This is a genomic window from Pseudomonas sp. S10E 269 (assembly GCF_002798465.1).
GTDB classification, from domain to species: domain Bacteria; phylum Pseudomonadota; class Gammaproteobacteria; order Pseudomonadales; family Pseudomonadaceae; genus Aquipseudomonas; species Aquipseudomonas pergaminensis.
The window spans coordinates 900,045-918,716 of the sequence record NZ_PHIJ01000001.1 but is presented as its reverse complement, the minus strand read 5'-3'; the positions used below and the strand labels follow the sequence as shown (position 1 = coordinate 918,716).

The window sequence follows — 18,672 nt, the reverse complement described above, 5'->3', positions numbered from 1 at the left end:
CCAAACGATGACTGTTGTACTGGATACACTTGTCGCCGTCCGGCGCACTGCAATGGACCTGCTCGCTCGCCGCGAGCATGGTCGGGTCGAGCTGACGCGTAAACTGCGTCAGCGCGGCGCGGAGCCCGAGATGATCGAAACAGCCCTCGACCGCCTGACGGAAGAGGGACTGCTTTCCGAATCCCGTTACCTCGAAAGTTTTGTCTCCTACCGAGCCCGCTCCGGCTACGGCCCGGCGCGTATTCGTGAAGAGCTGAGTCAGCGAGGCCTGCAACGCGCAGATATCGACCTTGCCTTGCGTGAGTGCGGGATCAACTGGCAGGCGCAGTTGGAAGACACCTGGCGACGCAAGTTTTCTGGCCATCTGCCTATTGATGCCAGGGAGCGTGCGAAGCAAGGGCGATTCCTGAGTTATCGCGGGTTTTCGATGGAGATGATCAGTCGCTTGTTGAGCGGTCGAGACATGGACGACTGAAGACTTCGTGTGGTGAGGGAGCTTGCTCCCGCCGGGCTGCGAAGCGTCCCCCCCTCTAAACCACCGCCGATAAAAAAGACCCACTATGAAAATAGTGGGTCTTTTTTTTGCCTTCAAAAAATCACGCTGGCTCCGGCGCCACTCGTTGCTGCGCCTTCCCCTGAGCTTGCGCCCAGTTCTCCGGTAGGTTGATGTAATCCACCAGCTCCCGCAGCCGGCCCTGATCACGACCATTGAAGTTGAACACCAACCGCGTCAGATGGCTGAACCTCGGTTCATCATGCTCTTCGCCGGTATACGCAAGTTGCTGGAACTCTCCACTTAGCCGCAGGCTGGCGAATTCACCCTGCAAGTGGGCCAGTGCCCGATCACTGAGCGGGTGATGCATGCGCACCACAAACTCACGCTTCAACCAGCGGGTGGAGTGGAAGTTGGCATAAAACTGGTTGATCTCTTCCACGGCCTCTTCGGCGCTGTACACCAGGCGTATCAGCTTGAGATCGGTAGGCAGGATGTAGCGGTTGGCTTCCAGCTGGCTGCGGATAAAGTCCAGGGCGCCTTGCCAGAAACCGCCGCCGGGCGCGTCCAGCAATACCACGGGTACCAGTGGGCTCTTTCCGGTCTGGATCAGGGTCAGTACCTCCAGCGCTTCATCCAGGGTGCCGAAACCGCCCGGGCACAGCACCAGTGCATCGGCCTCCTTGACGAAGAACAGCTTGCGGGTAAAGAAGAAGTGGAAGGACAGCAGGTTCTCGGTGCCATCGATGGTCGGGTTGGCATGCTGTTCAAACGGCAGGGTGATGTTGAACCCCAGGCTGTGTTCCAGGCCGGCGCCTTCGTGGGCTGCGGCCATGATGCCACCGCCGCCGCCAGTGATCACCATCAGGTCCGAGCGTGCCAGGGCAGCGCCGACTTCGCGGGCCAGGGCATACAGTGGGCTTTCGACCGGCGTACGGGCCGAGCCAAACACCGTGACCTTGCGCCGCCCCTTGAACTGCTCCAGCACGCGAAAGGCATGGTCGAGTTCACGGATGGCTTGCAGGGTAATCTTGGCGTTCCAGCGGTTGCGGTCGTCCTGAGCCATGCGCAGCACGGTGAGGATCATGTCGCGGTATAGCGGAATGTTCGGGCTGTTGGGGGCGATCAGCTGGAGTTGGGTTTCGACCTGCTGCGTGAGGTCGGCGCCGTTTTCTTCAAAATGTCGGAGCAGGCTGTCGTTCGGTTCGTAAGGCATTCAACTTCTCCTTCTTCACAGAGGCGGGGCCTGCGGCGAGAAATTCGTCCGGCGGCCGCGACACTGCATGTGTCGCTGCATGCCCAAGGCATTGCACAGGTTCACCAGGCGGCAAACGGACTCTGTATGTTCCTTGTGATTTAAAAACCTTTGCACTGCAAGTCGCAGGAGGGCAACCCTCTTTTGCCCTGAAAATGTTACAGAACGGTGTGGAAACCATGGTGAACGGGCGGTTGGGATAGCGTGATCATGGGCCGAAAAACCCTTGGCTGGCAACCGCTTATTGGTCACTCATCAGGGAGTTTAGCTGTGTACGGGGAGTTGAAGCGCAGGGAGTGCGCGCCACCGGACGGCAGCGCGCGAGGGTCAGGCACAGGTTACTTTTTCTTCTTGGCCGCAGCCGGTGCCGGGCAATCCGCTTCCACGAACTTCACCGATGCCACAGGACGGTTGGTCTTGTTCTCGGTGATTTCGTAGCGCATCACCGCGCCCTTGGCCATCAGCTCGCGGTAGCCTTTATTCAGGCACACGCTCTGGCCCAGTTGGAAATACACCGCCTTGGGGTTGGCACGCATCTGTTCAGCGCGGTCGGGCAACACGCTCAAGTGGTCGATCAGTTGCATACCTTCTACGGTGTAGGCGACTTCCAGGGTTTTTTCGTCGATTTCCCGTGGCAGGTCCTTGTTGCTTTCGGCCGCGACGCTTTGCAGTTTCCGGTTCATTTGGGCCTCCAGCAGCGAGGCCGCCTGGGCGCACACGGGCAATACCAGCGCGAGGGCGACGGATGGGGCGACAAAACGCAGCATGGAACGCAGCATGAAACTCTCCTGATTCGGTTACTGGTGCATAGACCAGCCACTGCGCTGTGCGTTCAGTGGCGCGCAATTATAGGTGAGCCCCTGCCACTACAGCCAGGCGTATCGCTGGTAAACTGCGGCCACTTCCGCCTTCCACGAGTTTTTACCGTGTCGATTTACCCGTTCCAGCGGCGCATCCGATGAGCCACGCCGTTTCCCGCCTGCGCACCCAGCGCCTGGCCCGCGCCGTCCGGCCGTTTCTTAATCGTGGCTCGCGTGCCGAGCGCTGTCCCGGCTGCCGGGTCATCCCCGAGTATTGCCTGTGTGCCTGGCGGCCAAAGGTCGCGGCGAAATCCGCCATGTGCCTGCTGATGCATGACGTCGAGCCGATGAAACCCAGCAACACCGGCTGGCTGATCGCCGATGTCATCGACGACACCACGGCGTTCGCCTGGTCGCGCACCGAGGTCGATCCTGACTTGCTCACCCTGCTGGCCGACCCGCAGTGGCAGCCTTACATCGTGTTCCCTGGCGAGTTTGTCGCCGCCGAGCGTGTCGTCAGCGAAGTCACGGTGGAGGAGGGCAAGCGCCCGCTGTTCATCCTGCTGGATGGCACCTGGAGTGAGGCGCGCAAGATGTTCCGCAAAAGTCCCTACCTGGAGCATTTGCCGGTACTCAGCCTGGCCCCGGAACAGCTGTCACGCTACAAGCTGCGCCGCTCAAAGCGCGACGACCACTTCTGTACCGCCGAAGTCGCGGCCCTGTGCCTTGAGCTGGCGGATGACCCAGTAGCCTGCGAAGTGCTGGACGCCTACCTCGACGTCTTCAGCACCCATTACCTGGCGGCCAAGTTCCAGTTGCCCCTGGACCCGACGGACATCGTCCATACTCGTCTTGCGCCCTATGTACCGGCGGTATAGCCAGACGACGTTTGCATGATGGCACCCTAAACCCTCACCCCGCTAAAATGCCCGTGGGCGTAGTGCTTGACCCCCCAGGCTACGCTGGGCATGCTGGGCGCCGATTGGGGTGCAACCGTGAATTTTCGACGTCGTTCCAGGTGCTTTTGACGTTGAGCGTGCCCTGTGGCGATGGCTGCCTGGCTGTCGCCTTGTGTACTGGCGAACCCTGAACCCATCAGGGCTCCCATAAAAAACAGGATCATTTAATCAATGGCCACATACGAAATCCTGATAGCCGATGACCACCCGCTGTTTCGCAGTGCGTTGCACCAGGCCGTGACCCTGGGCCTCGGCCCGGACGTGCGCCTGGTCGAAGTGGCCAGCATTGCCGAGCTGGAAGCCCGCCTCACCGAAAAATCCGACTGGGACCTGGTGCTGCTCGACCTGAACATGCCCGGTGCCTACGGTTTCTCCGGGCTTGTGCTATTGCGCGGGCAATACCCGCAGATCCCTGTGGTGATGGTCTCGGCCCAGGAAGAAGCCGATGTGGTGGTGCGCTCCAAGGAGTTTGGCGCCAGTGGGTTCATTCCCAAGTCCAGCGCGATGGAAGATATCCAGAAAGCCGTGCGCACGGTGTTGGATGGCGATGTGTCCTGGCCGCCGCAGGCATTTGAAGAAATCAACGTGTCCGACGAAGCCAAGGCCGCCCGTGATGGCCTCGCCAGCCTGACGCCCCAGCAGTTCCGGGTGTTGACCATGGTGTGCGAAGGGTTGTTGAACAAACAGATTGCCTACGAGCTGAGCGTCTCGGAAGCGACGATCAAGGCGCATGTGACGGCGATCTTCCGCAAGTTGGGCGTGCGAACGCGCACCCAGGCGGCGCTGCTCTTGCAACAACTTGAGTCAATTTCGCAGCATTAAGCTGTCAGCGATTCACGCTTTTTTGACTTTGCGTGATCTAGTTTCCCCACTCCTTTGGTTCAGTTGCCTACATCTATGTCGCCTTTCAAGGGTCAAACCGGTATCAAACGTATCTTCAATGCTGGGGGGTATTCCCTGGATGGCCTGCGTGCGGCGTTCACCGGCGAGGCGGCCTTCCGCCAGTTGGTGCTGCTTAACGTGATCCTGATCCCGGTGAGCTTTTTCCTGAATGTCAGCCGGGTCGAGCGTGCCTTGCTCATCGCGGTCTGCCTGCTGGCGTTGATCGTCGAATTGCTTAACTCGGCAGTGGAAGCGGCGATCGATCGCATTTCCCTGGACCGCCACCCGCTGTCGAAAAACGCCAAGGACATGGGCAGCGCCGCGCAATTCGTCGCGCTGACCATGATCACCCTGGTGTGGGCCGTGATCCTGGTATGACCTTCAGGCAATGCTCGGCAGCACGATCTCGTCGCTGCGCTGAACCCCAGCGGTGAAGGCGCGGCACAGCTCCAGGAACTCGCGCATGGCCGAGGTCTGGTACTTCTGTTTGTGCCAGATGAAGTAGAACTGCCGGGCCAGGTCCAGGTCCGGCGTCTCCACCGGCACCAGGCTGCCACGGCGGAAGGCATCGCGCAGCGCCAGCCGCGAAATGCAGCCGATCCCCAACCCCGACTCCACCGCACGCTTGATCGCCTCGGTGTGCTCCAGTTCCAGGCGGATATTCAACGTGCTGCGATGGTGGCGCATGGCTTGGTCAAACGTCAGGCGCGTGCCCGAGCCCTGTTCCCGCAGGATCCATGCCTCGTGGGTCAACTCATCCATGCTCGCCACGCCACGCTTGGCCAGGTGATGCTGCGGCGCGCAAAACACCACCAGTTCATCCTCGACCCAGGTTTGTACCTCGATATCCGGGTGGCTGCAGTCGCCTTCGATTAGACCCAGGTCAATTTCGTAGTGCGCAACCTGATGCACGATATGGGCAGTGTTCTGCACATGCAGCTTCACCTGGCTCTCGGGGTGCTGCTGCATGAAGCTGCCGATCAGCAGAGTGGCCAGGTAGTTGCCGATGGTGAGGGTGGCACCGACCGCCAGTGAGCCGAAGCCGGACTTGCCGTTAAGCAGGTCTTCGATTTCCTTGGCCTGGTCCAGCAGCGCTACCGCCTGGGGCAACAGTTGATGACCAAGCGCGTTGAGGCTCAGGCGTTTGCCTGCACGGTCGAACAATTGGCAGCTGGATTGCCGTTCCAGCTCGGTAATCGAAGTGCTGGCGGCGGATTGAGATAAGGCCAGAAGGCCAGCAGCGCGGGAGACGCTTTCCTGCTGGGCGACGGCGACGAAGACTTGCAGTTGACGGAGAGTAAATCGCATATCGATATAACCGATAACCCTTATCTTAATAATCCAGTTAACAGATATTGTCGCCGCCATTAGAATGCTGTGCAATTGCGCAACTACATTTGGCGCAGACCCATTTCCAGGAGTCCCCCGTACATGAGCAACATGAACCACGAGCGTGTCCTCAGTGTTCATCACTGGAACGACACTCTGTTCAGCTTCAAGTGCACCCGCGATCCGGGCCTGCGCTTCGAGAACGGTCAGTTCGTGATGATCGGCCTGCAACAACCCAACGGCCGCCCGCTCATGCGCGCTTACTCCATTGCCAGCCCGAACTGGGAAGAGCATCTGGAGTTTTTCAGCATCAAGGTGCCGGATGGCCCGCTGACTTCCCAATTGCAGCACTTGAAGGAAGGCGACGAGATCATCATCAGCAAAAAACCGACAGGCACCCTGGTGCTTGACGATTTGAAGCCGGGCAAACACCTCTACCTGCTCAGCACCGGCACTGGCCTTGCTCCCTTTATGAGCGTGATCCAGGACCCGGAAACCTACGAGCGCTTCGAAAAAGTGATCCTGTGCCACGGCGTGCGTTACGTCAACGAAGTCGCTTACCGCGAATTCATCACCGAGCACTTGCCGCAGAACGAATTCTTCGGCGAGGCCCTGCGTGACAAGTTGATCTACTACCCGACCGTTACCCGCGAGCCGTTCGAAAACGAAGGCCGCCTGACCGACTTGATGCGCAGCGGCAAGCTGTTCAGCGACATTGGCCTGCCGCCGATCAACCCTGAAGACGACCGCGCCATGCTGTGCGGCAGCCCAAGCATGCTGGACGAAACCAGCGAAGTGTTGAACAGCTTCGGCCTGAAGGTTTCGCCACGGATGCGTGAGCCGGGTGATTACCTGATCGAGCGAGCGTTCGTCGAGAAATAAACACCGATCCAAACAATGTGGGAGCCGGCGTGTGTGGGAGCTGGCTTGCCTGCGATGCCGACGCCTCGGTCTCTAGTTAAACCGAGGTGATGCCATCGCAGGCAAGCCAGCTCCTACAAAAAGCAGCTCCCACATTGTTTTTCTGGGTTTATCCAGCCGCAAGCACTTCCAGCACACAAATCACCCCAGCCTCGGGATAGTGCCACCGCACATCCACATCCCAGAACTGCGCGCCATACTCTCGCTCTGGCCCCGGCGTCTGATACGCCGGCCGCGGATCCTGTGCCAGGCACTGATCGATCAACTCCACCAGCGGCTCGCCCAGGCGCTGCGCATGGCCTTGTGCCTGTTGCAGGGCAGTCTTCAGCCACTGCACGGGGATCAGCTGCGGCGCGGCGCTGGCGATGTCGTTGGTGGCCGTGTCGACGATGTCGGCATACGGCACATACGGCTTGATATCCAGCACCGGTGTGCCATCGAGCAGGTCAATGCCGGAAATCCACAGGCGTCCTGGCTCGACTTTGTCCAGCCTCACCACCGACTGGCCGATGCCATTGGGCCGGTGGGTCGCGCGGGTCGCAAACACACCCATGGAGGCGTTGCCGCCCAGGCGCGGAGGGCGCACCTTCAGGCGGGGCTTGTCTTCCAGCGCCTGGTGAAACAGGAACAACAGCCACACGTGACTGACCTGCTCCAGGCCCTGCACCGCCTCACCCCCGTCGAACGGCGCCACCAACTCCAGCACGCCACGGGCGGCCGGCGCCAGCTGCGGCTGGCGTGGGATAGCGAACTTCTCCTTGAAGCAGGAGCGCACGAAGCCGACGGGCGAGACGTGGTAACTCATGGCTTACGCACGCACCCGCAGCGTCAGGCCCTTGAGAAAGTTACGCAGCAACTGGTCGCCACACGGACGGTAGTTGGTGTGGCCGAACTTGCGGAACAGCGCGCTCAGCTCAGGCTTGGACACGGGGAACTCAGCAGCCTTGAGAATGGCGTGCATATCGTCTTCCTTCAGCTCGAAGGCCACGCGCAGCTTCTTGAGGATGATGTTGTTGGTCACCGGCGTTTCGATCGGCTGCGGCGGGCGGCTTTCGTCCTTGCCGCGCTTGAAGATCACCAGGCCATCAAGGAAGTGGGCCATGACTTCATCCGGGCAGAACACGAAGCCTTCTTCCTCGTCCTTCTTGAGGTAGGTCAGCAGGTCGTCCTTGGTCACGTCCATGCCGCCAAGCTTGATGATCTCGACCATCTTGTTATCGCTGATGTCGAGCATGTAGCGCACGCTGCGCAATACGTCGTTGTGAATCATGGTAGGCAATCCTGGTATTCAACTGAGGGCACCGCCGCCATGGGGCGGTGCCGAGAAAAGGGGCGCGGTTTAGAACTTCTCTTTGCCGGACAGGTAACGCCATTGGCCGACCGGCACTTTGCCGATGGACACGCCGCCAATGCGGATGCGGCGAATGGCGATGACTTTCAGGCCAACTGCTTCGCAGAACAGCGCGATCACGCCTGGCTGCGGGTTTTTCATCGCAAAGCGCAGGCGGTTTTCGTTCTGCCAGCTGGCTTTTACGGCCGGCAGCTCCTTGCCTTTGTAGGTCAGGCCGTGGTTCAGGCGGTTGAGGCCGTGGGCAACCATGTCGCCTTCGACTTCCACCACGTATTCCTGCTCGATCTTGGCGGCATCGGCGGTCAACTTGCGCAGGATCTTCCAGTCTTGTGTGAACACCAGCAGGCCGCTGGCCTTGGCCTGCAGGTCGGCGCTGGCGGTCAGGCGCAGGAAGTGCCCTTTGAGCGGGCGCTTGCCGAAGCGGTGTTCTTCCGAGAGCGTTTCGGCGCTGATCGACGCCATGGCCGTTTCGGCGTCCACGCCGGCGGGGGCGTGCAGCAGGATCGTCACCGGCTCGGGCGCGGTGGCCTTGGCCTCCGGGTCCAGCTCGACCTTCTGGGTGGTGACTTTGAACTGCGGCTCGTCGATCACTTCACCGTCCACCGAGACCCAGCCGCCTTCGATGAACAGCTCAGCCTCCCGACGGGAGCAACCGACCAGTTCGATAAGGCGTTTGGAGAGGCGTATGGGGTCAGTCATGACAAGGGCCGTAACAAAAGGGGGCGGCTATTGTACCTGCCTGGCGCCGGTTAATCCCGGCCCCATTTCAGTGCTGGCGCTTTTTGTGGGAGCTTGCCGGCGATGGCATCGCCGTGGTGCACCTGATACACCGAGTTGCCTGTATCGCAGGCAAGCCAGCTCCCACATTTGCTTTGCGCGTTGTCAGCCACTGCGCAGGTGTTGTTGCTGGCGCAAACGCAGGTGCAGCAATGGGTAAGGCTGGCCGAGGCCATCATGCTCCGTGCGTCCGATCACTTCAAAACCCTGTTTGAAGTAGAAACCCAGGGCCTGAGGGTTCTGTTCGTTGACGTCCAGTTCGTCGGCATTCAAGTGCTCAATCGCATACCGCAGCAATTGCCGGCCCAGGCCTTCACCCCGGTGCTGCGGGTCGATAAACAGCATCTCGACCTTACCGCACGCTACCCCGGCAAACCCGGTGATGCGTTGGCGCGTGTCCTTGGTGCAGATCAGCATCACGGCGTCCAAGTAGCGGGTCAGCACCAGATTCTTGAGCAGCACAATGTAGCTGTCCGGCAAAAAATCGTGGGTGGCCCGCACCGAGGCTTCCCAGAGGCGCGCCAATTCCGCGTAGTCGCTGATTTTAGGTGTGTGGATAACCGAATGCTGACGCATGCTCGCTGCCCCTTGCCGATAATTGGCGCCAATGGGCAAAACGATAGACCTAAAAAAGCCCCGCATCGTGTCCAGAGGCAGGGCTTTTTCAAATTTTTACATCGATCAGTCGCGCTTTTCAGCCCACAGGTCGTATTCGTCGGCATCGGTCACGGTGCACCAGACCTTGTCACCCGGCTTCAGGCCGCTGGCGTCGTCGATAAACACGTTACCGTCGATTTCCGGAGCATCGAAGAAGCAACGGCCGACGGCGCCTTGCTCGTCGACTTCATCGATCAACACTTCGATTTCCTTGCCGATACGCAGTTGCAGGCGCGCCGAGCTGATGGCCTGTTGGTGCGCCATGAAGCGCTCCCAACGGTCCTGCTTGACGTCATCCGGTACCACGGCCAGGTCCAGCAGGTTGGCCGGGGCGCCTTCAACCGGCGAGTACTGGAAGCAGCCGACGCGGTCGAGTTGGGCTTCGGTCAGCCAGTCCAGCAGGTACTGGAAGTCTTCTTCGGTTTCGCCAGGGAAGCCGACGATGAAGGTCGAACGGATGATCAGTTCCGGGCAGATCTCGCGCCAGTTCTTGATGCGCGCCAGGGTCTTGTCTTCGAAGGCCGGGCGTTTCATGGCCTTGAGCACTTTGGGGCTGGCGTGCTGGAACGGGATGTCCAGGTACGGCAGGATCTTGCCGGCGGCCATCAGCGGGATCAGCTCGTCCACGTGCGGGTACGGGTAAACGTAGTGCAGGCGCACCCACACACCCAGGCTGCTGAGGGCTTCGCACAGCTCGGTCATGCGGGTTTTCACCGGCGCGCCGTTCCAGAAACCGGTGCGGTATTTCACGTCGACGCCGTAGGCGCTGGTGTCCTGGGAGATCACCAGCAGCTCTTTGACGCCGGATTTGACCAGGCGCTGGGCCTCGTCCAGTACGTCACCGACCGGGCGGCTGACCAGCTTGCCGCGCATCGACGGGATGATGCAAAAGCTGCAGCTGTGGTTGCAGCCTTCGGAAATCTTCAAATACGCGTAGTGGCGCGGCGTCAGCTTGATGCCTTGCGGCGGCACCAGGTCGATCAGCGGGTTATGGTCCTGGCGCGGTGGCACCACTTCGTGCACGGCGTTGACCACCTGCTCGTATTGCTGCGGGCCGGTCACCGCCAGCACGCTCGGGTGCACGTTGCGGATATTGCCTTCTTCCACGCCCATGCAGCCGGTCACGATGACCTTGCCGTTTTCCTTGATGGCTTCGCCGATCACTTCCAGCGACTCTGCCTTGGCCGAGTCGATGAAGCCGCAGGTGTTGACCACCACCACGTCGGCGTCCTGGTAAGTGGACACAACGTCATAGCCTTCCATACGCAGTTGCGTGAGGATGCGCTCGGAGTCGACCAGAGCCTTCGGGCAACCCAGGGAAACAAAGCCAACCTTGGGGTTGGCCTTTGCGATGGTGGTGGACATGTCTAACCTCGGTATTGAATGACGCCGCCAGTCGGGCACGACAGGGCTGCGGACGGGCGCTTGGTGCGCCTCTGATCAAAAAGTGCGCAATTCTAGCGACGGGCAGCGCACTTGACCAGCTTTATGCAGGGAAATGCGACGAGTGCTGCGCTATGCTTCGCGCCGTTGCACACGGGTAAAAGCCCGAGGTCAATAAAACGTCTGTTACGAGAAGTAAAACAGCGCATGCTACGGTCAGCTTAGACGCGTTGTTTATAAAAGACCTCAGGTCAAAGGGCAGGAGTGGTTGATGGGTCACGCGAGTAATCAGGCAGCAGGTGCCGAGCAGTCGAACGCCAAACCGATTGGCATGCTGGTGGCAGCGGTCGGGGTGGTTTACGGCGATATCGGGACCAGCCCGCTCTACACCCTTAAAGAGGTGTTCAACGGCGGTTATGGGGTTCAGGTCAACCATGATGGCGTGCTGGGGATCCTGGCGCTGATCTTCTGGTCGCTGATCTGGGTGGTCTCGATCAAGTACATGCTGTTCGTGCTGCGCGCCGACAACCAGGGTGAGGGCGGCATCATGGCGCTCACGGCCCTGGCACGACGGGCGGCGGGGGAGCGCAAGAAGCTGCGCAGTTTCCTGGTGGTCTGTGGCCTGTGCGGGGCAGCGCTGTTCTACGGCGACAGCATGATCACCCCGGCGATTTCCGTCTTGTCGGCCATTGAAGGCTTGGAACTGGCGTTCGATGGCCTGGAAAAATGGGTGGTGCCCATCGCGCTGGTGGTGCTGGTGGCGCTGTTCCTGATCCAGAAACACGGCACGGACCGTATCGGCAAGCTGTTCGGTCCGGTGATGGTGACGTGGTTCCTGGTGCTCGGCGGTCTCGGTGTGTATGGCATCACCCTGCACCCTGAAGTGCTCAACGCGTTGAACCCGATGTGGGGCGTGCGCTTCTTTGAAGCTCACCCAGGCATAGGCGTGGCCATCCTGGGCGCGGTGGTGCTGGCATTGACCGGCGCCGAGGCGCTGTACGCCGACATGGGGCACTTCGGCCGCAAACCCATCGCCCGTGCCTGGTTCATCCTGGTGTTGCCGGCGCTGGTGCTCAACTATTTCGGCCAGGGCGCCATGCTGCTGGGCGACCCGGAGGCCGCGCGCAACCCGTTCTACCTGCTGGCCCCGAGTTGGGCGCTGATCCCGCTGGTGGTGTTGTCGACACTGGCCACAGTGATTGCCTCCCAGGCGGTTATTTCCGGCGCGTTCTCATTGACCCGCCAGGCGATCCAGCTGGGCTACATCCCGCGCATGCATATCCAGCACACCTCTAGTGCCGAGCAGGGCCAAATCTACATCGGCGCGGTGAACTGGTCGCTGATGGTCGGTGTGATCCTGCTGGTGCTGGGCTTCGAATCCTCCAACGCATTGGCCTCGGCCTACGGCGTGGCGGTGACCGGGACCATGTTGATGACCACCATCCTGGTGTCGGCCGTGATGTTGCTGCTGTGGAAGTGGCCACCGATCCTGGCCGTGCCGGTGTTGGTCTGCTGCCTATTGGTCGACGGGCTGTATTTTGCCGCCAACGTGCCGAAGATCATCCAGGGCGGCGCCTTCCCGGTCTTGGCGGGGATCGTGCTGTTCGTGCTGATGACCACCTGGAAGCGCGGCAAGCAATTGCTGGTGGAGCGCCTCGACGAAGGTGGCCTGCCGCTGCCGATCTTTATCAGCAGTATCCGCGTGCAGCCGCCCCATCGGGTGCAGGGCACCGCCGTGTTCCTCACCGCTCGCCCGGACGCCGTGCCCCATGCGCTGTTGCACAACCTGCTGCATAACCAGGTGTTGCATGAACAAGTGGTGCTGCTGACCGTGGTCTATGAGGACATCCCCCGCGTCCCGGCCGCACGGCGCTTCGAGGTGGATGCCTACGGCGAAGGCTTCTTCCGCGTGATCCTGCACTTTGGCTTTACCGATGAGCCGGATGTGCCCGAGGCGCTGAAGCTGTGTCACCTCGATGACTTGGACTTCAGCCCGATGCGCACCACCTACTTCCTCAGCCGCGAAACGGTCATCGCGTCTCGAATCAAGGGCATGGCCCGTTGGCGCGAAGCGTTGTTCGCCTTTATGTTGAAGAACGCCAACGGCAACCTGCGCTTCTTCAAACTCCCGGTGAACCGGGTGATCGAGCTGGGCACCCAGGTCGAAATGTAAGACGTTGCAGCACGGGAGCCGGCAACCGGCTCCCGCTTTCCTTTCTGAACCCTGTGCAATCCAGCGTTGTCGACTAGGCTCTAAGCACTGTTTGAATAGTGCCCACAGAACCCAGAAGAGGTGCGCCATGAGTCAGCTGCTCGAACCCTACACCCTCCGTCAATTGACCCTGCTCAACCGCATCGCCGTGTCGCCCATGTGCCAGTACTCAAGCGACGATGGCCTGGCCAATGACTGGCACCTGGTGCACCTTGGCAGCCGTGCCGTGGGTGGCGCCGGGCTGATTTTCACCGAAGCCACCGCCGTGACAGCCGATGGCCGCATCACCGCCCAGGACCTTGGCCTGTGGAACGATGAGCAGATTGAACCGCTGCAACGCATCACGCGTTTCATTGCTGCCCAAGGCGCGGTGGCGGGCATTCAACTGGCCCACGCCGGACGCAAGGCCAGCACCCATCGGCCGTGGATCGGCAAGCATGGCAGCGTCAAGCCCGAAGACGGTGGCTGGGTGCCAGTGGGGCCATCGCCCATTGCCTTTGACCCCCAGCACACCCAACCCAAGCAGTTGGACGAGGGACAGATCCAGCAAGTGATCGCCGATTTTGTCGCCGCGGCCAAGCGCGCGTTGACCGCAGGCTTTGAAGTGGTGGAAATCCACGCGGCCCATGGCTACCTGCTGCATCAATTTCTCTCGCCCATCAGCAACCAGCGTCAGGATCAGTACGGTGGCTCGTTTGAAAACCGCATCCGCCTGGTGCTTGAGGTGACCCAGGCAGTGCGTGAGGTCTGGCCCCAGGACCTGCCGCTGTTTGTGCGGGTGTCGGCCACCGACTGGGTGGAAGACGGCTGGAACCCGGATGAAACCGTGGAGCTTGCGCGCCGCCTGAAAGACTTGGGCGTCGACCTGATCGACGTGTCCTCCGGTGGCACCGCCGCCAATGCCGAGATCCCCACCGGCCCCGGCTACCAGACCCGCTTCGCCGAGCGCGTGCGTAAAGAATCGGGCATCGCCACGGGCACCGTTGGCATGATCACCGAGCCGGCCCAGGCCGAGCACATCCTGCGCACCTGCCAGGCCGATATCATCTTCCTCGCCCGTGAACTGTTGCGTGACCCTTACTGGCCGCTGCATGCCGACGATGACCTGGGCGGGCGCAAGGCCATCTGGCCGGCGCAATATCAGCGCGCCACCCATCGTGACCAACCGATCCATGAGTCTGACTTGAGGGATTGACCCGCAGCACGCTTCACCAAAACCCACCCTGACCGGTGGGTTTTTTTATGGCCGCAAGGTGGGATAGGGCTGTAGTTCTTTGTTACCGCGAAATTTTTTTAAGTGAATACTCTAAAAAAATCCCACAAGTTGCGAGATCGTTTCTACGCTTAGGGTAAGCCTGATTTCTGGCCCAGGAAGTCAGTCGGTTTGCTCACTGAGGCATTGCGCTTCATGGGAGGCGGGTAATGGGCAGCAGGAGTATTTGATGGATATCAGGAGAAGCAGTCCATGGCCAAGTCCTATGGTGTAGTGGGTGTGGTGACGTCGATTCTGGCTCGCCGGGTGTCTTTGCGGGGGCGAAGGCTGAGCACGGATGAAATGGAGTTGTTGGCGCAATACCGCGCCCTGACCGAGAACGATCAGGTGGCGATGCGGTATTTGATTGGGGCGATGAAGAGCGTGTCGCGGTTCTGAGCACTGGCGGGCGCTGGCTTGCCGGTGATGCAAGCACCGCAGTGTGTCAGTCACACCGCAGTGATGCCATCGCTGGCCAGCCAGCGCCTACAAGGTTGCTCAGGTGTACTTGCGCTGGTCCGGTGCCGGCGGGAAGTACTGGTACAGCCAGGTCTCACTCAAGGTGCGGTCCTGGGTGCGGATGAACAGGCGCAGCTCCACCGGCTCCACGCTGTCGCTGGTCGGGTACCAGTCGAACAGGATGCGGTAGCCCTTGATGTTATCCAGCACCAGCACGCTGAAGTCTTTGACTTCGCCGTGGGAACAGGTGACGACCGGTTCGATCCCGGTGCCTGGTGGCAGGCGATCCAGGCCACCGCCCTTGAAGTCCACAGCAAAACGGCGCGCCCAGACTTCAGGGTAGTGCTCACCCGGTGCCCAACCTTCGACAAAGCCGCCCATGCCGGAACGGGTGGCATCGACCTGGGCCAGCGGCGTGCTCACCGGTGGTAGGGCGCTCCAGTACAGCTTGTAGCCGTAGTTGAGCGAGTCGCCGGCGGCCACGGGTTTTTTCGGGGTCCAGAAGGCCACGATGTTATCGAGGGTTTCGCCGGTGGTAGGAATTTCCAGTAGGTCGATCGAGCCTTCCCCCCACGCTGTCGTGGGTTCGACCCACAGGCTTGGGCGCTTGCTGTACCAGTCCACGGTGTCCTGGTAGCTGGCGAATTCGTGGTCGGTCTGCACCAGGCCGAAGCCTTTCGGGTCTTTATCGGCAAACGCGTTGAATTGCAGCTTGGCCGGGTTGTTCAGTGGGCGGCAGATCCACTCGCCGTTGCCGCGCCACATCGCCAGGCGGTCCGAATCGTGGATCTGCGGGTGGATGGTGTCGCACATGCGGCGCTCGTGGGTGCCGCAGCTGAACATGCTGGTCATCGGCGCGATGCCCAGTTGTTCAATGGTGGTGCGCGCATTGATATTGGCGTCGATGGCCATCACCACCTGATTGGCCTGGCAGTCGATGTCGAAGCGGTATGCGCCGGTGGCGCTCGGCGAATCGAGCAGGGCGTAGACCACGAAGCGGGTGGCGTTCTTGTCCGGGGTTTCAAACCAGAACTGCGTGAAGTCAGGAAACTCCTCGCGTTTTTTCGCGTAGGTGTCGATGGCCAGGCCACGGGCAGAAAGGCCGTACTGGCCGGTGGAATCCACCGCGCGGAAGTAGCTGGCGCCGAGAAACGACAGCACGTCATGGCGATCCAACTCCGGCGCCTTGAACAGCTTGAAGCCGGAAAAACCGAGGTCGCCGGTCAGTTGCTTGGTGTCGACCGTGGTTTTTTCGTAATTGAACAGCGAAGGGCGGAAATGCACTTCACGCGCTTCACGGGTCTTGGGGTCGACGCTGTGCATACGCACCGGCGTCTTGAAACCCATGCCGACGTGGAAGAACTGCACGTCCAGCTGCCCGTTCAATTCCTTCCACAGCGAATGGTTGCCGTCGTAGCCGATGGCGTTGAAATTCTGCGGGGTCATGGTCGCCAGGGTCGGCGGCAGTACCTGTTTGGTGTCCTTGTACGCGGTCCCGGCGAGTTGTTTGGCCTGGGCCTTGAGCGTGTCGAAGTCGAACGCCACGGCCTTGCCATCGGCGGCACGGTTCCCGGCCCAGGCCTGGGCGGCGAGCAGGCCGCTGGCCGACAAACCGGTGTAAGCCGCAATGGCCATGGACGCTTTGAGCAAATTCCTGCGGTGCATAGAGACAACCTGTCGTGAGCAAATCCCGCGCCTTTCCTGGCACGTAGCGGATCAGAAATTACGGTTCGGACATGCCTTCGACCAAACGCAACGGACATTAAACAGACGCCGGATAGCTTAAGCGGTTCGATGACGTAGGAAAATTGATTGATAGCGACGTGATGGCCTAGCAAATGCGACAAGACATTTCCGACTCACAAAAACCCCCTGTAGGAGCCGGCTTGCCGGCGATGGCGTCCGAGAGAACGCTGCAAGGCTCAAGGGCCTCATCGCCGGCAAGCCGGCTCCTACAAGGGTCAGGCGATTTCGCCAACGGCGCGGTACGCCTCATCAATGGCCGCATGCGCATACGCACTCCAGGCCGCATCCGAGTTCGCGATGCTCACATGCCCCACCGGTTTTTTCGCCAGCTTCATCAGCGCTTCGCTTTCATCGGCTTTGTCGAACAAGCTGTTGGAGAAGCTCGCATAACCGTGTGACCAACGGTTGACAGTGATCGCCAGGATATCGCGCTCATGCTCGAAACCACCTGGCCCCAGCATGCGTTGCAACTGGTCGCGCAACTGCGCTTCCAACTGCTCGAACGTCTGCCCATACAACTTGCCGCGCCCGGCGCGGGCCTGGTCGCGGGCGTTCATGCCGCTGTTGGGGCTGGTAGGCACGTAGACCATGTGCAGGCCGATCGGCTGCGTCGGGTCACGCGGGTGGTCATAGCCGCCCATGCTCACCGGGTAGTCCAGCTTGATACGGCTATAAGGCAGGGTCGCCGCGTAAATCTCATGCACGCCGAGCTTTTGGAACGACTGCCAGTTGCGGATCACCACCTTGGTGTACACCAGCGGGTACTTCACATTCTGGCTCAGGGCGTGTGCCTGTGGTGCTGGCACGTCCTTGAGCAGGTATGGAATCATCATGTTGTAGCACGCCAGGATGCAGCGTTTGCCGCTTACCTGTGCGAGTTGTCCGCCACGGCTGTAGCCGATATGCACGCCATCCCCGACATTTCGCACGCTGACCGCCGTGCTGTTCAGGCGCAAGCGTACGGCCGCCTTGGGCTGGTCGAGCTTGGCGTAGTCAAACGACGCCAGCACGATATCGTCCATGGTGTGCCCCGGTGCCACGCCTGGAATCAGGCTACGCACCAGCAACCGCGCCACTGACGCATTGCCGTCCGGGAAGTGATAGATGTAGGGCTCTTCCATTTCGGCGGCGGCTTCTTCGCTGATCGGTGCCAGGTTCAGCCCGGCAAAACCAGGGAAACCCACGTTGTAGGCATCGGAAGACGCCACCGCATCGATGCTCAGGGCCATGAAGTCATTGGTACGGCTCTGGAAATACTTCACCGCGCCTTCCGATAAACCTACGTTCTTAAGCAGGAAATCACGGTAGCTGGTAGCTGCCAGGTAGTCGGCTTTTTCTTCTGCGGTCTTGCCTGGCAGGTAGTCCTTGGGCGCCGTGTGCAGCTCGATCAGGGCCTGGCGGTCAGCCGGCGGCAGCGGAAAGTCATTGATGAAGTCGCGGATGGCACGCGCGTTGAGCCGGTCTGGCGCGATGTCGTCGGCCACCATCGGCGTGGGGTCGCCGGTCACCAGTTTGTCTTCGCCGAAGTTCTCCTTGTCGAAAAACACCCCGCGCGACAGCCCCAGGTCTGGGTAGAACTGGCGGTCGAAGGCGGTTTCGAAGCGCTTGATATTCACCCCGAGTTTCTTCAATAGCCCGTTCACTTGCTTGCTGTACAGGTGGTTGGGCGACTGGAACGCCTCGCTGCCACCGTAGCCGATGATCATGCGGCCACCGGCCTGGAATTCATTGCGCTTGGCGTGGCCGCCGAAGTCGTCGTGGTTTTCCAGGATCAGGATCTTTGCCTTGGGATGCTTCTCGCGGTAGAACCATGCCGCCGACAACCCACTCAAGCCGCCGCCCACGACCACCAGGTCATAGTGCTCGGTGACCGGCAGCTTATCGGTGTTGAACACCTTCTTTTCCCAGCCCATCTGGTGCGCCACCTCGAACGAGCCGACATGGCTGCCGCGCAGGCCGGTGAGGGCGGGTGGGTAGTAGCGACCATCGGGGGCGGCCTGGAGGATCTGCAGCGGAGTCATGCCGGCGGCAATAGTGACAGCGACGCCGTTGAGGAAGTCGCGGCGGGTGATATCCATGGGGGGGAACCTAAATTTTATTGTTATAAGACCCCTGTAGGAGCCGGCTTGCCGGCGATGGCGTCCACAAGAGCAACGCATGGCTCACTGGCCTCATCGCCGGCAAGCCGGCTCCTAC

The 18,672-nt window shown here is 60.7% G+C and carries 18 protein-coding genes; 8 read left to right on the top strand and 10 right to left on the bottom strand.

Going from position 1 to position 18,672, the window contains the following annotated elements; genetic code table 11:
• The first annotated feature begins 7 nt into the window (after positions 1 to 7).
• Positions 8 to 475: a recombination regulator RecX gene (gene recX / locus CWC48_RS04405; protein ID WP_078047146.1), complete on the top strand. Its 468-nt coding sequence runs from the start codon at positions 8 to 10 to the stop codon at positions 473 to 475.
• Between the two features lie 121 nt (positions 476 to 596).
• On the opposite strand, the gene CWC48_RS04400 is transcribed toward recX, so the two are convergent.
• Positions 597 to 1,709: a TIGR00730 family Rossman fold protein gene (locus CWC48_RS04400; RefSeq protein WP_078047147.1), complete on the bottom strand. Its 1,113-nt coding sequence runs from the start codon at positions 1,707 to 1,709 to the stop codon at positions 597 to 599.
• Positions 1,710 to 2,086: 377 nt separating this feature from the next.
• On the bottom strand, positions 2,087 to 2,527 hold the full coding sequence (locus CWC48_RS04395) for a PA3611 family quorum-sensing-regulated virulence factor (RefSeq protein ID WP_034102440.1): 441 nt from the start codon (positions 2,525 to 2,527) through the stop codon (positions 2,087 to 2,089).
• Positions 2,528 to 2,706: 179 nt separating this feature from the next.
• Here CWC48_RS04395 and CWC48_RS04390 point away from each other — a divergent pair, with 179 nt between their 5' ends.
• The 3 genes from CWC48_RS04390 to CWC48_RS04375 all read left to right on the top strand — a co-directional run bounded on the left by CWC48_RS04390 (position 2,707) and on the right by CWC48_RS04375 (position 4,767).
• Positions 2,707 to 3,426 carry a tRNA-uridine aminocarboxypropyltransferase gene (locus CWC48_RS04390; protein WP_078047148.1) on the top strand — a complete coding sequence of 240 codons (720 nt, stop codon included), beginning with the start codon at positions 2,707 to 2,709 and terminating at the stop codon, positions 3,424 to 3,426.
• A gap of 252 nt (positions 3,427 to 3,678) precedes the next feature.
• A complete protein-coding gene (erdR, locus tag CWC48_RS04380) occupies positions 3,679 to 4,329 on the top strand; it encodes a response regulator transcription factor ErdR (RefSeq protein ID WP_003189050.1) in 651 nt (216 codons plus the stop codon).
• A 75-nt stretch (positions 4,330 to 4,404) separates the two neighbouring features.
• Positions 4,405 to 4,767, top strand: a complete 363-nt coding sequence (locus CWC48_RS04375; protein WP_012722527.1) for a diacylglycerol kinase — start codon at positions 4,405 to 4,407, stop codon at positions 4,765 to 4,767.
• Between the two features lie 3 nt (positions 4,768 to 4,770).
• On the opposite strand, the gene CWC48_RS04370 is transcribed toward CWC48_RS04375, so the two are convergent.
• Entirely contained in the window at positions 4,771 to 5,697 is a 927-nt protein-coding gene (locus CWC48_RS04370) for a LysR family transcriptional regulator (RefSeq protein WP_122719680.1), read from the bottom strand.
• A 123-nt stretch (positions 5,698 to 5,820) separates the two neighbouring features.
• Between CWC48_RS04370 and fpr the strand changes: the two genes are divergently transcribed.
• Positions 5,821 to 6,600: a ferredoxin-NADP reductase gene (gene fpr / locus CWC48_RS04365; RefSeq protein ID WP_003189055.1), complete on the top strand. Its 780-nt coding sequence runs from the start codon at positions 5,821 to 5,823 to the stop codon at positions 6,598 to 6,600.
• A 148-nt stretch (positions 6,601 to 6,748) separates the two neighbouring features.
• Here the strand turns inward: fpr and tsaA are convergent, their stop codons facing one another.
• The 5 genes from tsaA to rimO form a co-directional block, all read right to left on the bottom strand.
• Positions 6,749 to 7,444, bottom strand: a complete 696-nt coding sequence (gene tsaA, locus CWC48_RS04360) for a tRNA (N6-threonylcarbamoyladenosine(37)-N6)-methyltransferase TrmO (RefSeq protein ID WP_099494186.1) — start codon at positions 7,442 to 7,444, stop codon at positions 6,749 to 6,751.
• 3 nt (positions 7,445 to 7,447) lie between these two features.
• Positions 7,448 to 7,909, bottom strand: coding sequence for a DUF1456 family protein (locus CWC48_RS04355; protein ID WP_010212675.1), 462 nt, complete (start codon positions 7,907 to 7,909; stop codon positions 7,448 to 7,450).
• A 69-nt stretch (positions 7,910 to 7,978) separates the two neighbouring features.
• Complete coding sequence (locus CWC48_RS04350; RefSeq protein ID WP_078047152.1) at positions 7,979 to 8,689, bottom strand: rRNA pseudouridine synthase; 711 nt, start codon at positions 8,687 to 8,689, stop codon at positions 7,979 to 7,981.
• Positions 8,690 to 8,872: 183 nt separating this feature from the next.
• Positions 8,873 to 9,343: a GNAT family N-acetyltransferase gene (locus tag CWC48_RS04345; protein WP_099494188.1), complete on the bottom strand. Its 471-nt coding sequence runs from the start codon at positions 9,341 to 9,343 to the stop codon at positions 8,873 to 8,875.
• Between the two features lie 105 nt (positions 9,344 to 9,448).
• Complete coding sequence (gene rimO, locus CWC48_RS04340; protein ID WP_003231334.1) at positions 9,449 to 10,789, bottom strand: 30S ribosomal protein S12 methylthiotransferase RimO; 1,341 nt, start codon at positions 10,787 to 10,789, stop codon at positions 9,449 to 9,451.
• A gap of 289 nt (positions 10,790 to 11,078) precedes the next feature.
• On the opposite strand from rimO, the gene CWC48_RS04335 reads away from it, so the two are divergent.
• The 3 genes from CWC48_RS04335 to CWC48_RS04325 all read left to right on the top strand — a co-directional run bounded on the left by CWC48_RS04335 (position 11,079) and on the right by CWC48_RS04325 (position 14,670).
• Complete coding sequence (locus CWC48_RS04335; RefSeq protein WP_078047154.1) at positions 11,079 to 12,980, top strand: potassium transporter Kup; 1,902 nt, start codon at positions 11,079 to 11,081, stop codon at positions 12,978 to 12,980.
• 127 nt (positions 12,981 to 13,107) lie between these two features.
• The gene (locus CWC48_RS04330; RefSeq protein ID WP_078047155.1) at positions 13,108 to 14,214 is read left to right on the top strand and encodes an NADH:flavin oxidoreductase/NADH oxidase; all 1,107 of its coding nucleotides are present in this window, start codon (positions 13,108 to 13,110) and stop codon (positions 14,212 to 14,214) included.
• Positions 14,215 to 14,484: 270 nt separating this feature from the next.
• Positions 14,485 to 14,670: a hypothetical protein gene (locus CWC48_RS04325; RefSeq protein ID WP_078047156.1), complete on the top strand. Its 186-nt coding sequence runs from the start codon at positions 14,485 to 14,487 to the stop codon at positions 14,668 to 14,670.
• A 99-nt stretch (positions 14,671 to 14,769) separates the two neighbouring features.
• Here the strand turns inward: CWC48_RS04325 and CWC48_RS04320 are convergent, their stop codons facing one another.
• Both CWC48_RS04320 and CWC48_RS04315 read right to left on the bottom strand, forming a co-directional pair.
• A complete protein-coding gene (locus CWC48_RS04320) occupies positions 14,770 to 16,395 on the bottom strand; it encodes a glucan biosynthesis protein D (protein WP_078047157.1) in 1,626 nt (541 codons plus the stop codon).
• Positions 16,396 to 16,691: 296 nt separating this feature from the next.
• Positions 16,692 to 18,554: an FAD/NAD(P)-binding protein gene (locus CWC48_RS04315; protein ID WP_100491393.1), complete on the bottom strand. Its 1,863-nt coding sequence runs from the start codon at positions 18,552 to 18,554 to the stop codon at positions 16,692 to 16,694.
• Positions 18,555 to 18,672 lie beyond the last annotated feature (118 nt).

Coding starts and splice junctions, on each gene's coding strand:
- recX (WP_078047146.1), top strand. CDS start 8: ATGACTGTTGTACTGGATACACTTGTCGCCGTCCGGCGCACTGCAATG.
- CWC48_RS04400 (WP_078047147.1), bottom strand. CDS start 1,709: ATGCCTTACGAACCGAACGACAGCCTGCTCCGACATTTTGAAGAAAAC.
- CWC48_RS04395 (WP_034102440.1), bottom strand. CDS start 2,527: ATGCTGCGTTCCATGCTGCGTTTTGTCGCCCCATCCGTCGCCCTCGCG.
- CWC48_RS04390 (WP_078047148.1), top strand. CDS start 2,707: ATGAGCCACGCCGTTTCCCGCCTGCGCACCCAGCGCCTGGCCCGCGCC.
- erdR (WP_003189050.1), top strand. CDS start 3,679: ATGGCCACATACGAAATCCTGATAGCCGATGACCACCCGCTGTTTCGC.
- CWC48_RS04375 (WP_012722527.1), top strand. CDS start 4,405: ATGTCGCCTTTCAAGGGTCAAACCGGTATCAAACGTATCTTCAATGCT.
- CWC48_RS04370 (WP_122719680.1), bottom strand. CDS start 5,697: ATGCGATTTACTCTCCGTCAACTGCAAGTCTTCGTCGCCGTCGCCCAG.
- fpr (WP_003189055.1), top strand. CDS start 5,821: ATGAGCAACATGAACCACGAGCGTGTCCTCAGTGTTCATCACTGGAAC.
- tsaA (WP_099494186.1), bottom strand. CDS start 7,444: ATGAGTTACCACGTCTCGCCCGTCGGCTTCGTGCGCTCCTGCTTCAAG.
- CWC48_RS04355 (WP_010212675.1), bottom strand. CDS start 7,909: ATGATTCACAACGACGTATTGCGCAGCGTGCGCTACATGCTCGACATC.
- CWC48_RS04350 (WP_078047152.1), bottom strand. CDS start 8,689: ATGACTGACCCCATACGCCTCTCCAAACGCCTTATCGAACTGGTCGGT.
- CWC48_RS04345 (WP_099494188.1), bottom strand. CDS start 9,343: ATGCGTCAGCATTCGGTTATCCACACACCTAAAATCAGCGACTACGCG.
- rimO (WP_003231334.1), bottom strand. CDS start 10,789: ATGTCCACCACCATCGCAAAGGCCAACCCCAAGGTTGGCTTTGTTTCC.
- CWC48_RS04335 (WP_078047154.1), top strand. CDS start 11,079: ATGGGTCACGCGAGTAATCAGGCAGCAGGTGCCGAGCAGTCGAACGCC.
- CWC48_RS04330 (WP_078047155.1), top strand. CDS start 13,108: ATGAGTCAGCTGCTCGAACCCTACACCCTCCGTCAATTGACCCTGCTC.
- CWC48_RS04325 (WP_078047156.1), top strand. CDS start 14,485: ATGGCCAAGTCCTATGGTGTAGTGGGTGTGGTGACGTCGATTCTGGCT.
- CWC48_RS04320 (WP_078047157.1), bottom strand. CDS start 16,395: ATGCACCGCAGGAATTTGCTCAAAGCGTCCATGGCCATTGCGGCTTAC.
- CWC48_RS04315 (WP_100491393.1), bottom strand. CDS start 18,554: ATGGATATCACCCGCCGCGACTTCCTCAACGGCGTCGCTGTCACTATT.